The sequence below is a fragment of the Pseudomonas sp. 58 R 12 genome, assembly GCF_900005865.1.
GTDB lineage: Bacteria > Pseudomonadota > Gammaproteobacteria > Pseudomonadales > Pseudomonadaceae > Aquipseudomonas > Aquipseudomonas tritici.
Map to the genome: position 1 here is coordinate 12,704 of NZ_CVTP01000018.1, position 12,380 is coordinate 25,083.

13 protein-coding genes and 1 pseudogene are annotated in these 12,380 nt (G+C 58.2%); 8 read left to right on the forward strand and 6 right to left on the reverse strand.

The genetic code is table 11. The features are described 5' to 3' along the window. Positions 1-8: 8 nt before the first annotated feature. Positions 9-1,307, reverse strand: coding sequence for a mechanosensitive ion channel family protein (locus tag BFP95_RS15045; protein WP_065873816.1), 1,299 nt, complete (start codon positions 1,305-1,307; stop codon positions 9-11). Between the two features lie 193 nt (positions 1,308-1,500). On the opposite strand from BFP95_RS15045, the gene BFP95_RS15050 reads away from it, so the two are divergent. Next, entirely contained in the window at positions 1,501-2,847 is a 1,347-nt protein-coding gene (locus BFP95_RS15050; RefSeq protein WP_065873815.1) for a DEAD/DEAH box helicase, read from the forward strand. A 48-nt stretch (positions 2,848-2,895) separates the two neighbouring features. On the opposite strand, the gene BFP95_RS15055 is transcribed toward BFP95_RS15050, so the two are convergent. After that, positions 2,896-3,171: a hypothetical protein gene (locus BFP95_RS15055; protein WP_065873814.1), complete on the reverse strand. Its 276-nt coding sequence runs from the start codon at positions 3,169-3,171 to the stop codon at positions 2,896-2,898. A gap of 156 nt (positions 3,172-3,327) precedes the next feature. Here BFP95_RS15055 and BFP95_RS15060 point away from each other — a divergent pair, with 156 nt between their 5' ends. Continuing rightward, on the forward strand, positions 3,328-3,717 hold the full coding sequence (locus tag BFP95_RS15060) for a hypothetical protein (protein WP_017134854.1): 390 nt from the start codon (positions 3,328-3,330) through the stop codon (positions 3,715-3,717). Positions 3,718-3,816: 99 nt separating this feature from the next. On the opposite strand, the gene BFP95_RS15065 is transcribed toward BFP95_RS15060, so the two are convergent. From BFP95_RS15065 to BFP95_RS15075, 3 genes are all read right to left on the reverse strand, one after another. After that, complete coding sequence (locus BFP95_RS15065) at positions 3,817-4,683, reverse strand: DUF6279 family lipoprotein (RefSeq protein WP_065873813.1); 867 nt, start codon at positions 4,681-4,683, stop codon at positions 3,817-3,819. 65 nt (positions 4,684-4,748) lie between these two features. Then, the gene (locus tag BFP95_RS15070) at positions 4,749-5,471 is read right to left on the reverse strand and encodes a TorF family putative porin (protein WP_065910381.1); all 723 of its coding nucleotides are present in this window, start codon (positions 5,469-5,471) and stop codon (positions 4,749-4,751) included. A gap of 208 nt (positions 5,472-5,679) precedes the next feature. After that, complete coding sequence (locus BFP95_RS15075) at positions 5,680-5,859, reverse strand: hypothetical protein (protein WP_003193095.1); 180 nt, start codon at positions 5,857-5,859, stop codon at positions 5,680-5,682. A gap of 335 nt (positions 5,860-6,194) precedes the next feature. Between BFP95_RS15075 and BFP95_RS15080 the strand changes: the two genes are divergently transcribed. The 3 genes and pseudogenes from BFP95_RS15080 (at position 6,195) to BFP95_RS15090 (ending at position 9,124) form a co-directional block, all read left to right on the forward strand. Next, positions 6,195-7,031, forward strand: a complete 837-nt coding sequence (locus tag BFP95_RS15080; protein WP_065873811.1) for a CvfB family protein — start codon at positions 6,195-6,197, stop codon at positions 7,029-7,031. A gap of 52 nt (positions 7,032-7,083) precedes the next feature. After that, a complete protein-coding gene (locus tag BFP95_RS15085; protein WP_065873810.1) occupies positions 7,084-7,482 on the forward strand; it encodes a DUF2177 family protein in 399 nt (132 codons plus the stop codon). A gap of 198 nt (positions 7,483-7,680) precedes the next feature. After that, positions 7,681-9,124, forward strand: a pseudogene (locus BFP95_RS15090) (NCS1 family nucleobase:cation symporter-1). Here BFP95_RS15090 and BFP95_RS15095 read toward each other — a convergent pair. After that, positions 9,036-10,244, reverse strand: coding sequence for an MFS transporter (locus BFP95_RS15095; protein ID WP_065910382.1), 1,209 nt, complete (start codon positions 10,242-10,244; stop codon positions 9,036-9,038). The pseudogene BFP95_RS15090 and the gene BFP95_RS15095 sit on opposite strands and share 89 nt — an antisense overlap. A gap of 103 nt (positions 10,245-10,347) precedes the next feature. On the opposite strand from BFP95_RS15095, the gene BFP95_RS15100 reads away from it, so the two are divergent. The 3 genes from BFP95_RS15100 to BFP95_RS15105 all read left to right on the forward strand — a co-directional run bounded on the left by BFP95_RS15100 (position 10,348) and on the right by BFP95_RS15105 (position 12,351). Further along, the gene (locus BFP95_RS15100; protein ID WP_065881203.1) at positions 10,348-11,241 is read left to right on the forward strand and encodes a putrescine utilization regulator PtrR; all 894 of its coding nucleotides are present in this window, start codon (positions 10,348-10,350) and stop codon (positions 11,239-11,241) included. A gap of 142 nt (positions 11,242-11,383) precedes the next feature. Beyond that, positions 11,384-11,506, forward strand: a complete 123-nt coding sequence (locus BFP95_RS30045) for a PA1414 family protein (protein WP_003193089.1) — start codon at positions 11,384-11,386, stop codon at positions 11,504-11,506. A 242-nt stretch (positions 11,507-11,748) separates the two neighbouring features. Next, the gene (locus BFP95_RS15105; protein ID WP_065873806.1) at positions 11,749-12,351 is read left to right on the forward strand and encodes a peptidoglycan recognition protein family protein; all 603 of its coding nucleotides are present in this window, start codon (positions 11,749-11,751) and stop codon (positions 12,349-12,351) included. The last annotated feature ends 29 nt before the right edge of the window (positions 12,352-12,380 follow it).

Sequence of the window (12,380 nt, forward strand, 5' to 3'; positions counted from 1 at the left end):
CCGCGTCGTTAAATCGATATTTTTTCCGGGGCCGGCAAATGACTGGCCCCGAGCACCGCCGGCAACATCCCAGCGCGCAGATCATTGCCACTCGGCTGCTGATACAAGCTCAAGCCAAACTCCGGCAATACCGCCAGCAGGTAATCAAAGATATCCCCCTGGATCCGCTCGTAATCCGCCCACGCTGTGGTGCGGGTAAAGCAGTAGATCTCCAGCGGTACGCCCTGGGCGGTGGTTTGCATCTGGCGCACCATGCAGGTCATGTTCGGCTGGATGTCCGGGTGGCTTTTCAGGTACGCCAGGGCATAAGCGCGGAAGGTGCCGAGGTTGGTCATGCGGCGGCGGTTTGCCGACAATTGCGCGCTGTTCCCCTGAGCTTCATTCCAGGCCTTGAGTTCAGCCTGCTTGCGCCCGATGTAGTCGGTGAGCAGGTGCACCTGGGTCATGCGCAGTTCTTCATCGTCACGCAGGAAACGCACGCCACTGGCGTCGATATACAGGCAGCGCTTGATGCGGCGCCCGCCGGAGGCCTGCATGCCGCGCCAGTTCTTGAACGACTCGGACATCAGGCGCCAAGTGGGGATGGAGACGATGGTCTTGTCGAAGTTCTGCACCTTGACTGTGTGCAAGGTGATGTCCACCACATCGCCGTCGGCGCCGACCTGGGGCATTTCGATCCAGTCACCGACCCGCAACATGTCGTTGCTGGTCAGTTGTACGCTGGCGACGAACGACAGCAAGGTGTCCTTGTACACCAACAGGATCACCGCCGACATCGCACCCAGGCCTGAGAGCAGCAACAGCGGCGAACGGTCGATCAGGGTGGCGACAATAATGATCGCGCCAAACACGAACAACACCATCTTCGCTAACTGCACATAGCCCTTGATCGAGCGGGTGCGTGCGTGTTCGGTACGGGCGTAGATGTCCAGCAAGGCGCTGAGCAGTGCGCTCATGGCCAGTACCAGGAACAGAATGGTGAGCGACAGGGCCACGTTACCGATAAACAGAATGGCGGTCTTGCTCAGGTCCGGCACCAGGTACAGGCCGAACTGGATCACCAGCGACGGCGTCATCTGGGCCAGGCGATGAAAGACTTTGTTATGCCGCAGATCGTTGACCCAGTGCAGGGCCGGCTGCCGGCCGAGCAATTTGACGGCGTGGAGAATGAGATAACGCGCTACACGTCCAAGCAGCAGCGCCACGACCAGCAACACCAGCAGACCGAGGCTGGCATGGAGCAACGGGTGTTGATCGAGGGTGCCCCAAAGGTCTTGGACGTTAAGCCAGAGCTGTTTGATATCCATGGATGAGACCGATTCTTCTGTAAGACAAGACGGGGCGATTAGAGCATTTAAGTGCGACAAAGTTGACGTCATGGACAAATGCCCTGACAAAAAAGCAGCTGATTAGTACCGTTCGCGTAAAGAAACTCGGTTTGGACGCCCGAAACCGGTAACCTATGCAGCTGTTTTTTTGTATTTCTTCGAGGTAGCACCCGTGTTTTCCCAATTCGCCCTGCACGAACGCCTGCTCAAAGCCGTGGCCGAGCTTAAATTTGTCGAGCCTACGCCGGTGCAAGCAGCGGCCATCCCGCTCGCGCTCGAAGGGCGTGACCTGCGGGTGACTGCTCAAACCGGGAGTGGCAAGACTGCCGCTTTCGTCCTGCCGATTCTGCATCGTTTGATTGGCCCGGCCAAAGTCCGCGTCAGCATCAAGACCCTGATCCTGCTGCCGACCCGCGAGCTTGCCCAGCAGACCTTGAAGGAAGTGGAGCGCTTCTCGCAGTTCACGTTTATCAAGTCCGGCCTGATCACCGGCGGCGAAGACTTCAAGGTCCAGGCCGCCATGCTGCGCAAGGTGCCGGATATCCTGATCGGCACCCCTGGCCGCATGATCGAGCAACTCAACGCCGGCAACCTTGACCTCAAGGAAGTCGAAGTGCTGGTATTGGACGAAGCCGACCGCATGCTCGACATGGGCTTTGCCGACGACGTGCAGCGCCTGGTAGCCGAGTGCGTCAACCGCCAGCAGACCATGCTGTTCTCCGCCACCACCGGCGGTTCGACCCTGCGTGAAATGGTCGCCAAGATCCTCAACAACCCTGAGCACCTGCAGGTCAACAACGTCAGCGACCTGAACGCGACCACGCGTCAGCAGATCGTCACCGCCGACCACAATGTGCACAAAGAGCAGATTCTCAACTGGCTGCTGGCCAACGAGACTTATCAGAAAGCCATCGTGTTCACCAACACCCGCGCTGCGGCCGACCGCATCTACGGTCGCCTGGTGGCCCAGGAATACAAAGCGTTCGTGCTGCACGGTGACAAAGACCAGAAGGACCGCAAACTGGCCATCGACCGCCTCAAGGCTGGCGGCGTGAAGATTCTGGTTGCCACCGACGTTGCCGCGCGCGGCCTGGACGTGGACGGCCTGGACTTGGTGATCAACTTCGACATGCCGCGCAGCGGCGACGAATACGTGCACCGTATCGGGCGTACCGGGCGTGCCGGCAACGACGGCTTGGCCATTTCGCTGATCTGCCACGGCGACTGGAACCTGATGTCGAGCATCGAGCGCTACCTCAAGCAGTCGTTCGAGCGTCGCACCATCAAGGAAGTCAAAGGCACGTACACCGGACCGAAGAAGGTCAAGGCGTCGGGCAAGGCGGTTGGCGTAAAGAAGAAAAAGACCGACGCCAAGGGCGACAAGAAGAAAACCGGCGCCAAGTCGCCGACCAAGCGCAAGATCGCCAACCGGCCGAAGACCGACAACCTGTCGCTCGTCAGCAAAGATGGCATGGCGCCACTTAAGCGCCGCAAGCCTGAAGCACCGGCTGCTGAGTAAGGCTTGAGTGATGAAAAAAACCGGACATTTGTCCGGTTTTTTATGCCTTCAGCTTTTGGCTTTGGCGGCTGCTTCCTTGAGTTCCTTGAGTCGGGCATCGATCAACTGGCACTTGTCAGGAAACTCGGCACTTTCGGTATCCAGATCCATCTTCTGCAGCTCGTCGTTCATCTCCTTGGCCTTGGTCGGGTTCTGTTCGGTCAGTTTGGCCACTTCCTGGGCCAGTTGTTCGCGCTTGGCCGTGGCCTCGTCTGGTGTGCAGGCCCAGGTTGGCAGAGCAGTCAGCAGCGTGGCGGCGATCGCCAGGTTTTTCAGGGTTTTCATGGAGAGACCTCCTTGGCGGTTATGTGCTGTTGAGGGCGCGAACGTCTGGAAAGTTCAGAGAAATGACACGCCGTCTATTCGGCTGAACGGCGGCTGACGTGACGGGTCACACCTCAAGACGGGCTAATTTTCCTTAAGCCTGCAGGAGGAATCAGGATGACGACTTACAACTGGGATCTGATCGAACGGCTGTTGCATGAAGTGCAGAACGGCGAGGGCAGCTTCGCGCCGCGCAAGTATGCCGAGCAGGAAGCAGCCGAGAAGGCGACGGCGGGCGAATCGACCGGCAACCTGGATGCGCTGAAAAAGACCGCTGCGGATTATGAGGCGCTGCTGTTCAAGCGTGGCTTTATTGAATCGCGCCCTGAGGAAGAGGGCGGTAATGGCGAGAACTTCATCCTGACTGCACTCGGCGCGCAGTTGCTGGCGCTGATCGACAGTTCGATCCCGGGCAACGATCATCCGCGTCAGGTGTTGGATGAGCAGGCGGATGCACTGGATCCGGCGACCTTTGCTGAAGTGGCGTCAAAAGCTCAGATTGCCTGAGTGCTTCTGTGGGAGCGGGCTTGCCCGCGATGACGGCGTGTCAGTCGATATAGTCGTTACTGACCGATCGCTATCGCGGGCAAGCCCGCTCCCACATTTTTAGATCGTGGCAGCCTTCAGGCATTTCAGCGCTTTGAAGTCGCTGCGCACGCCGTCAATTTTCTGCGTCAGCTTCAAGCGTTGTTGCGCGCTACTGTCTGCCATCAGGTCGACCAACAGACTGCGCGCTGCAGCCTCTGTCTGGGCATAAGCAGCGCGATACTCCGGGGTCCACAAGCTCTCCCGATCCACCAGCAACTGCTGCATTTTCTGCGGGAAGTCGGCGCTTGCACGGTGTTGCACGGCGTCGATGAATTGAGCCTGCCACTGCGCACGGTTGCCGATCCATTCCGTGTTCTGGTCTCCCAATGCGAGCGACCACGCCGTCACGCGATTCTGCTGACTGGCGCTGAGCGGGCCCATCCACGTATCCAGGCGCTTGCTCATGCGCTCGGCACGTTCTTGGATCTGCTTGGCCAATGGCGGCTTCAGGTATTCATCCTGGCGCTTGCGCAGATCCTTGGCCAGCGCCTCGTTCATTTCCTTGACCTGCTGATCGTCCAGGCCCTTGAGCAGTTCGATGGCCGATGGCGTGATCTCACGGGCGACCTCGTCAATAGCCTGCTTGGCTTCGGCGGTACGGGTCTGCAAGGCGGCGTCTGTGACCTGGTTGTTGTCGACCATCTGTTGCAGGCGATCCAGCCAATCCAGATAACCCGGCAGCTGTGTGGTGCAGTGCCAGGCCAGGTGTTCCTTGAGTTTGTCGTTGAACCAGCTCTTTTGCCCGGCGTTCATGTCCAGGTAATCGTTGAGGGTCCAGGGGATGATCACGTCCAGGTTGCGGTAGGCCAGGCCCACGCGATTGCAGCCGGCGAGCATCAGGCTCACGGTCAGCAATACCACCAGTAATTTGAGCCGACGCAGCATGGGCGGGTCCTTCGCGGAATGGGGTGTCACATGTGAACCCGCGCTGGGCGCGACAGTTCAGCCCATTAATAAAACGTCCGCGCGGCCTTCAACGTCAACAGACCATCGCATTGCGAATTATGTCCGGAATACGCCGAGCAATCCCCGCCGCTCAGGCTGGAGTCGCTGTAGATCAGGTTCAGGTCAACGCCCATCCATTCCCGCGAGAATTGCACCGACCAGTCACTGAAGGCGCGGATGGAGCCGCCGTCCACCGAGACTGGAGCGCCCAACTGATGAGTGGTGTATTTCATGCTGACCCCAATGCCGAAAGGTTGGGTGCCGCCGAGGTCGGCAAACAGGGTGCTGTCCTGGCGGTCCGGATCGTTGCTGAAGGAGGCGCCAAAGCGATTGCCCAGCAGGTTCAGGCCGCCGTAGAACTCCTGGCTGTCGAGGGGGCTGAGCTTGGGGTAGCTGTAATGGATCAAGCCCACTTCGTAGCCCAGGGTCTGATCGAAGGGGTGTTTGAAACCCATGTAGGAATCGACTTCGAGGGTGCTGGCCGAGCACAAGCCCATATTCGGGGAAAACTGGCCGAAGTACAGGCCGCTGTCGTGGCTCAGGTCCAACCCGCCATGGAACGAGTCGCTGCCAGGCGACGTCGGCTTGACCAAGCCCTGCGCCATGCTGCGGCTGGGAGTGGTGCCCAATTTCAAATCGAAATCACCCAATTCGCGCTGAAAGATTTGCGCTTCGGCGAGGGGGCAGGTCACCAGGGCACCGACCAGGAAAATACAGGATTTGAGCATGCTTCACTCCATGAAAAGCGAGGAGCAGTGACGAAGGAAATCGGGCAGATGCCCGTGCTAGACGCGTGCAAGCATACCGGCGAATGCCTGTAGGTGAGGCCCGTTCGTCGATTCATGCAAAAATGTGGATGATTGGAGAGGGTATTTCGAGCTCTAGTCCTAGCGCCTTGAGGGCAAGACGCTTAGGGACCAGGTGTGTTGCGCGGTATTACTTTTTACCCAAGCTGATCTGCTTGGATGGGCCGAAAGTCTGGCCGCTCACGCCTTTGGCAATTTGCTGGATTTCGCCGCCGGACTTAAGGAACGCAGCGATCTGGCTGTTGATCGATTCGCTGGTTTCAACGGCTGGAGCTGGCTTTGCTTTGCTGTTGGATGCTTTTACACGCATGGCGGCCACTAACCTGTAGAAAATTAACTTGGCCAGGCATCGTACAGGAAATACTTGACAATTGCTTGGTAAATATCCCCCAGGAATAAGTGCTGCGCACGGAAATAGTAAAGTTTCATTTTTTGAAATAAGCCCCTAACTTACTGTTTTAATTCGAAACCATGGGGCGGTCGAGGGTTGGCGGCTTGAAAAAACTGGCCGATTGATCGGACGAGCGGGGCTGTGCGTTGGGCGATGCTATTGCAAGGCCACCTCAGCCCGCGTTTTTTCAGGCGCCCGCGCGTGGCGGGTCCAACTCGGGTAGAATGCCGCTCACGCAATGAGGGTATTTGGACATGGCTTTAGTCGGGCGCTACAACAGCTTGCAAGTGGTAAAACACACTAACTTCGGTTTGTACCTGGATGGTGCGCAAGACGGTGAAATCCTCTTGCCTAATCGGTATATCCCTAAAGATATTCCCAGCGAAGATGAAGACTGGCTTAACGTTTTCATCTATCTGGACAGCGATGACAAACTCATCGCCACCACTGAAAAACCGAAAGTTCAAGTGGGTGAATTCGCCAGTTTGAAAGTGGTGGAAGTCAACAGTATTGGCGTGTTCCTTGACTGGGGTTTGCCCAAGGATCTGTTGCTGCCTTACTCGGAAGAAAAACGCCAGATGACCGCAGGTGAATACTGCGTGGTGCACGTTTATCTCGACAAACACACCAAGCGCATCACCGCCACTGCGCGCCTGGATCGTTACCTGGACAAAACGCCTGCTAACTACCAGGTGGGCCAGGAAGTCGACCTGCTGGTGGCCGAAGCCACTGATATGGGCTTCAAGGCGATCATCAACAACAAGCATTGGGGCCTGATCCACAAGAACGAAGTGTTCAAGTTCCTGCGCCCGGGCAAGGAAGAAAAAGGCTTTATCAAAGAAATCCGCGCTGACGGCAATATCAGCCTGAGCCTGCAACCGGTCGGACAGGAAGCGGCCTCCAGCCTGAACTCGAAGATCCTCGCCAAGTTGCGTGAAAACAACGGCATCTTGCCGGTCAGCGACAAAAGCGACCCGACGGTGATCAGTAACTTGTTCGGCGTGAGCAAGGGCAACTTCAAGAAAGCCATTGGTGCGCTGTATAAGCAGGGCCAGATCGTGATTCACGCGGATCGCATTGAACTAAGCTGATCGCGCTTTGCTCTTCTGTAGGCGCCGTCCGGTGCCTACAGAGGTTGCATCAATGACCAAGAAAATGCTCTTCGCCTACCTCGGCACTCTGCTCGCGTTCCTGATCCTGGACGGCCTCTGGCTTGGCGTCCTCATGGGACCCACCTACAAATCCCTGCTGGGTCCCCTGATGCTGGATCAGCCCCGCCTGTTGCCTGCGACACTCTTCTATCTCCTTTATGTACTGGGTTGCGTAGTGTTCGTGGTCTTGCCCAGCGCAAGCTGGCAACGCGCCGCACGCCTTGGCGCCTTGCTTGGTCTGGTTGCCTACGGCACCTATGACCTGAGCAACTGGGCCACGCTGCAAGGTTGGTCCGCGCAATTGGCGATCATGGACATGGCCTGGGGCACCTTTCTGACGGCGGCGTGCTGTACGGTGGGCTACTTGTGTGCACATCGAGTGCACCGTTGATTGTGTACAGGATTGATGTGCACCGTAGCTGAGCGCGGTCCCCGCTTATAGACCTGTATCAATCTCTTTGGAACGCCGTATCAAAGGGATTGCGCTCAATTGGCACGCATTCTGCTGACTGTCTCGTATACAAACCATGCCGCCTCCCGTATGCACCCAGTGACGGAAGCGCAGGCCGGTATTTCGAGGAGCCCAGCGATGACCGAACAATTGCCCAAAGGCTACAGCCCGCGCCTGTACAACAAGGACTTGGGCCCACTGCCGCAAAAGTGGACTTGGTACAACATCTTCGCCTTCTGGATGAGCGACGTGCACAGCGTTGGCGGTTATGTGTTCGCCGCCAGCCTGTTCGCCCTGGGGCTGGCCAGTTGGCAGGTGTTGATCGCCTTGCTCGCCGGTATTTGCATTGTTCAGTTGATCGCTAACTTGGTGGCCAGGCCGAGCCAGCAGGCCGCTGTGCCGTATCCCGTGATTTGTCGGCTGGCGTTTGGCGTGTTTGGCGCGAATATCCCCGCAGTGATTCGTGGCTTGATCGCCGTGGCCTGGTATGGGATTCAGACGTATTTGGCATCAAGTGCGTTGATCATCGTGGTACTGCGCTTCTTCCCGCAGATGGCAGTGTACGCCGAACCGCACTTTGCAGGCCTGTCGTACCTCGGCTGGTTTGGATTCCTGAGCCTGTGGTCGCTCCAGGCGGCCGTGTTCTGGGCTGGTATGGAGTCTATCCGCCGCTTTATCGATTGGGCGGGGCCGGTGGTGTATGCGGTGATGTTTGCCCTGGCCGGCTGGATCGTGTGGAAGGCGGGCTGGTCGAATATCAGCTTCACCCTGTCAGAGAAATCCCTATCGGGTTGGCAGGCGTTTGGCCAGGTGATCGTGGCCACCGCGCTGGTGGTGTCGTACTTCTCCGGGCCCACCCTGAATTTCGGTGACTTCAGCCGCTACTGTCGCAGCATGCAGGACGTACGACGCGGCAACTTCTGGGGGGCTGCCGGTGAATTTCCTGGCGTTTTCCCTGGTCACCGTAGTCATCGTCTCGGGCACCTTGCCGGTGTTCGGCGAAATGCTGCATGACCCGATTGCCACGGTTTCGCGCATCGATAACAGCATGGCGGTGTTGCTCGGTGCCTTCGCCTTTGTCACCGCGACCATTGGTATCAATATCGTCGCCAACTTCGTTTCCCCGGCGTTTGACTTCGCCAACGTCGCGCCGAGCAAAATCAGTTGGCGTGCCGGCGGGATGATCGCCGCCGTGGCGTCGATCTTTATCACGCCGTGGAACCTGTTCAATAACCCGCTGATGATCCACTACACCCTGGATATCCTCGCCGCGTTTATCGGGCCACTGTTCGGGATTCTGTTGGTGGATTTCTACCTGATCAAAAAACAAAAGATCGACGTGGATGCACTGTTTGATGACAGCCCCAGCGGGCGCTACTACTTCGACGGTGGCGTGAACTGGACGGCGGTCAAAGCGCTGGTGCCCGCGACGCTGGTGGGTGTCGCGATCACCTTTACCCCGGCGTTGCAGTTTATGGCCAACTTCGCCTGGTTTACCGGCTGCTTCCTGGGTGGGCTGTTTTTCCTGGTGCTGGCTCGGCGTGAGCAGATTCGTGTGCCTGCGCCGCTGGTTGTCGGCTGAGCAGCACCGAGCCCGCTATTAAAAGGCCCGCGCCGGCAATCACCAGCGCGGGTTGCAACCCGGCGCTGAGGTGGCTGCTGACCGACGCCAGCAACGGGCCGCTCAGTTGGCCGATGGCAAAGCTGGCGGTCAGCAGCCCGGTACTGCGCTGGTAGCCGTGGGGCGCGACGTCCCGCAGGCGGGCCATTACCAACTGCATGCAGGCCAGGAACGGCCCGCCACACAGCAGCACGCCCAGCGCTAAACCCCAGCCATTGCCGAACAAACAGGCGAATACGCCGGCCGCTTGCAGCCACAGCGTGGTCATCAGCCAACGGCGCGTGGTGTGCGGGTCCTTGCGGCGCAGACTCGCCACTCCCACGCCAATCGTTGCGGCCAGGCCAAAGCACGGCCAGAACAGATCGGCCTGCCAGGCGCCCTTGAACTGCGCGCTGGCCATCTGCGACAGGAAGGTTGCCGGAATGATGTAGCCAAGGCCGAACAGCACGTAGATCCAGCACAAATGCGCGATGCTGCCGTTGCTGCCTCCCTCGGTGTGGCTGGCAACCGCTGCGCCATCGGCATAAGGCCTTGGCAGGAAAGGCAGGATTGCCAACAACATCACCAACGCCACCACGCCATACACCAGCCATAACGTCGCCGAGTTTTGCCCCTGCAGGTTGGAGCCCAGCGCCAATAACCCGGTCAACAGAATCCCCAACCCTGGCCCGGCGAATACCAAGGCGCCCAGGCGCGGACGCCCGGCCGCAATCGCCAATGGTTGGCTGAGGCTGGTGATCATCACCAGGGCCCAGGCACTCGCGACACCGGTACCAAAGCGCAGTAATAGGTGCGGCCAGAACCCATGAGCCCAATACGACGCCAGCGTCAGCAACACACACAGCCATAAGCCGCCATACAAGCGCCCGCGCACGTGGTGGTGGCTGCGCGCAAAGATCGAATTCACCGCGCCGACGAAGTAGCCCAGGTAGTTGGCGGCAGCGATCAGGCCGGCGCCGGTCAGGTCGATCTGCCCTTCACTGAGCAGGTGCGGCATTTGTGGGGTGAGGGCGAAGCGGCCAATGCCCATCGCCATCATCAGGGCGACGAAGCTGGCAAGTAAGCGTATCAAGGGAGACATGGTCAAGTTTCCTGCGGGTAAGCGAATACCCTCAGGCTAAAGCTGATTGACTTTCTGTAAAATTGAATAATAGTGAGCAACTTGTTCAGTTTTGGAGAAAGTTATGGAGTTCAGTCAATTGCGCATTTTCCAGGCCGTGGCCGAAGAGGGCTCCATCACCCGCGCCGCCGAGCGTCTGCATCGGGTGCCGTCGAATCTGTCGACCCGGCTCAAGCAGATGGAGGAACAGCTCGGCGTCGAGCTGTTCGTACGTGAACGCCAACGCTTGCAGCTTTCTCCTGCAGGCAAGGTGTTGCTGGACTACAGCACCCGCCTGCTGGCGCTGCACGACGAAGCCCATGGCGCCGTGCAAGGCGGGCAACCGGCTGGGGATTTTGTGTTGGGCAGCATGTACAGCACGGCAGCGGTTCACTTGCCCAAGCTGCTGGCGCGCTATCACAAGGCTTATCCGATGGTGAACCTGCAAGTGCAATCGGCGCCCAGCGGTGAGTTGCTCGAAGGCTTGATCACCGGTCGTCTGGATGCTGCATTCGTGGACGGCCCCATCACCATCGCGTCCCTGGACGGAGTCGCCCTGTGCGAGGAACGATTGGTACTGATATGCGAGGCCGATCACCCGTCGGTGCGCGGGCCGCAGGATGTGGCCGGGCGTTCAGTGTTCACCTTCCGCCGCAGTTGCGCTTATCGCACTCGTCTGGAAACCTGGTTTTCCCACGAGCGTGTGGCCATGGGGCGGGCAATCGAGATTGAATCCTATCAAGGCATGCTCGCCTGCGTGATTGCTGGCTCCGGGGTGGCGTTGATGTCCGAGTCCATGCTCGACAGCCTGCCAGGCAAGGAAAATGTGTCCGTTCATCCGCTGACGGGGCCTTTTGCCACTGCGACCACCTGGCTGATGTGGCGAAAGGGTATGCTCGGCGCTAACCTCAATGCATGGATCGACCTTCAGCAAGAGGGCAAGGCAGAGGTCCTGCGAGACGCACGCGCAATTGCTTGAACGATCCGTCAGGATTTGAATCAATTCAGTAATAGTTCGTTGTGGTTTCGTTCATGCATTACGTAGGACTTAGGGCTACTATCAGTGTAGGAAAAGGCGACAGAACTTGCGCCTACCAGCATTACCCTCAAGGGGGGCAACCATGAAAGAGAAAATTCAAAACTGGCTCCATGATCTGGGTGTTGCACTGGGCTTGATCGAGCCTCCGCTACAACCGGTGCCTATCCGCACAGATGATGAGCAGCGCCGCCCACGCCGCCGGTAAGTCCTGAAGCGCTCATGCGATCGACTCGTTGATCGTGCGGGCGCTTTGCAATGGGTTGTTATTCAGGGCGTGCTCGGTTCCCTGTCATTCGGGCGCAGCCGCAGTTTGTTCCCCGCCGCTTTACTGGATTATCTGACGAGGCCAGCGTTGTCGTCGGACCCTTCTTTTTATCCTGTCATCCGTACCTTTTTCCGGTTCGTCCTTCTATATTTTTGTCTTCACAAGGACGGAAGGGTAGTGGAATGTCGAGCATTGATGGCGAAGGTATGGTGATTTCCGACAGGGTTGAGCGTCGTCGGTTTCCATCGATTGAGCAGGGAGATATGCGTAGCGTTCGTGCCTTGGTGATTCACCAGACGGATGCCCCAACGGCACAGCACACCTTTAACGGTTATCTGTCCAAAGGCAACGGTGCGCACTTTCTGATTGAAAAAGATGGCCTCATCTACCAGACGGCCAGCCTGAAAAAACGCTGTTATCACGTTGGGCGCTACCTGCGCTCCAAGTGCCTGGCAGTTGATAAAACGACCTGTGATACCGCTCAAATCCAGTCGATTCAAGCGCTCACCTGGACGTTACAGATTCGCGCGCTGGACCGGCACGAACGCACCAAGGGCTATCCTGAACGATACCCGATGAATGCGGACTCCCTGGGTATCGAATTGGTCGGCAAACACCTGGATGCCACGCGTTATGAGCGGGTTACCGCACTGCAGAATCAGTCTCTGCAGTGGTTGGTGTCTGAATTGCGTGGTCATTTCCGTCTGACACCGGAAGACATCTACACGCACCCGCAAATCTCATACAAACATCCAGGTGAAGCCAGCAGTGCGGTGTGGCAATGACTTCAGCGCGATGGGCACTGGGCGTGTGG

Excerpts from the sequence above, each read along its gene's own strand:
- BFP95_RS15045 (WP_065873816.1), bottom strand. The coding sequence starts at position 1,307 with ATGGATATCAAACAGCTCTGGCTTAACGTCCAAGACCTTTGGGGCACC.
- BFP95_RS15055 (WP_065873814.1), bottom strand. The coding sequence starts at position 3,171 with ATGAAAACCCTGAAAAACCTGGCGATCGCCGCCACGCTGCTGACTGCT.
- BFP95_RS15060 (WP_017134854.1), top strand. The coding sequence starts at position 3,328 with ATGACGACTTACAACTGGGATCTGATCGAACGGCTGTTGCATGAAGTG.
- BFP95_RS15065 (WP_065873813.1), bottom strand. The coding sequence starts at position 4,683 with ATGCTGCGTCGGCTCAAATTACTGGTGGTATTGCTGACCGTGAGCCTG.
- BFP95_RS15070 (WP_065910381.1), bottom strand. The coding sequence starts at position 5,471 with ATGCTCAAATCCTGTATTTTCCTGGTCGGTGCCCTGGTGACCTGCCCC.
- BFP95_RS15075 (WP_003193095.1), bottom strand. The coding sequence starts at position 5,859 with ATGCGTGTAAAAGCATCCAACAGCAAAGCAAAGCCAGCTCCAGCCGTT.
- BFP95_RS15080 (WP_065873811.1), top strand. The coding sequence starts at position 6,195 with ATGGCTTTAGTCGGGCGCTACAACAGCTTGCAAGTGGTAAAACACACT.
- BFP95_RS15085 (WP_065873810.1), top strand. The coding sequence starts at position 7,084 with ATGACCAAGAAAATGCTCTTCGCCTACCTCGGCACTCTGCTCGCGTTC.
- BFP95_RS15095 (WP_065910382.1), bottom strand. The coding sequence starts at position 10,244 with ATGTCTCCCTTGATACGCTTACTTGCCAGCTTCGTCGCCCTGATGATG.
- BFP95_RS15100 (WP_065881203.1), top strand. The coding sequence starts at position 10,348 with ATGGAGTTCAGTCAATTGCGCATTTTCCAGGCCGTGGCCGAAGAGGGC.
- BFP95_RS30045 (WP_003193089.1), top strand. The coding sequence starts at position 11,384 with ATGAAAGAGAAAATTCAAAACTGGCTCCATGATCTGGGTGTTGCACTG.
- BFP95_RS15105 (WP_065873806.1), top strand. The coding sequence starts at position 11,749 with ATGTCGAGCATTGATGGCGAAGGTATGGTGATTTCCGACAGGGTTGAG.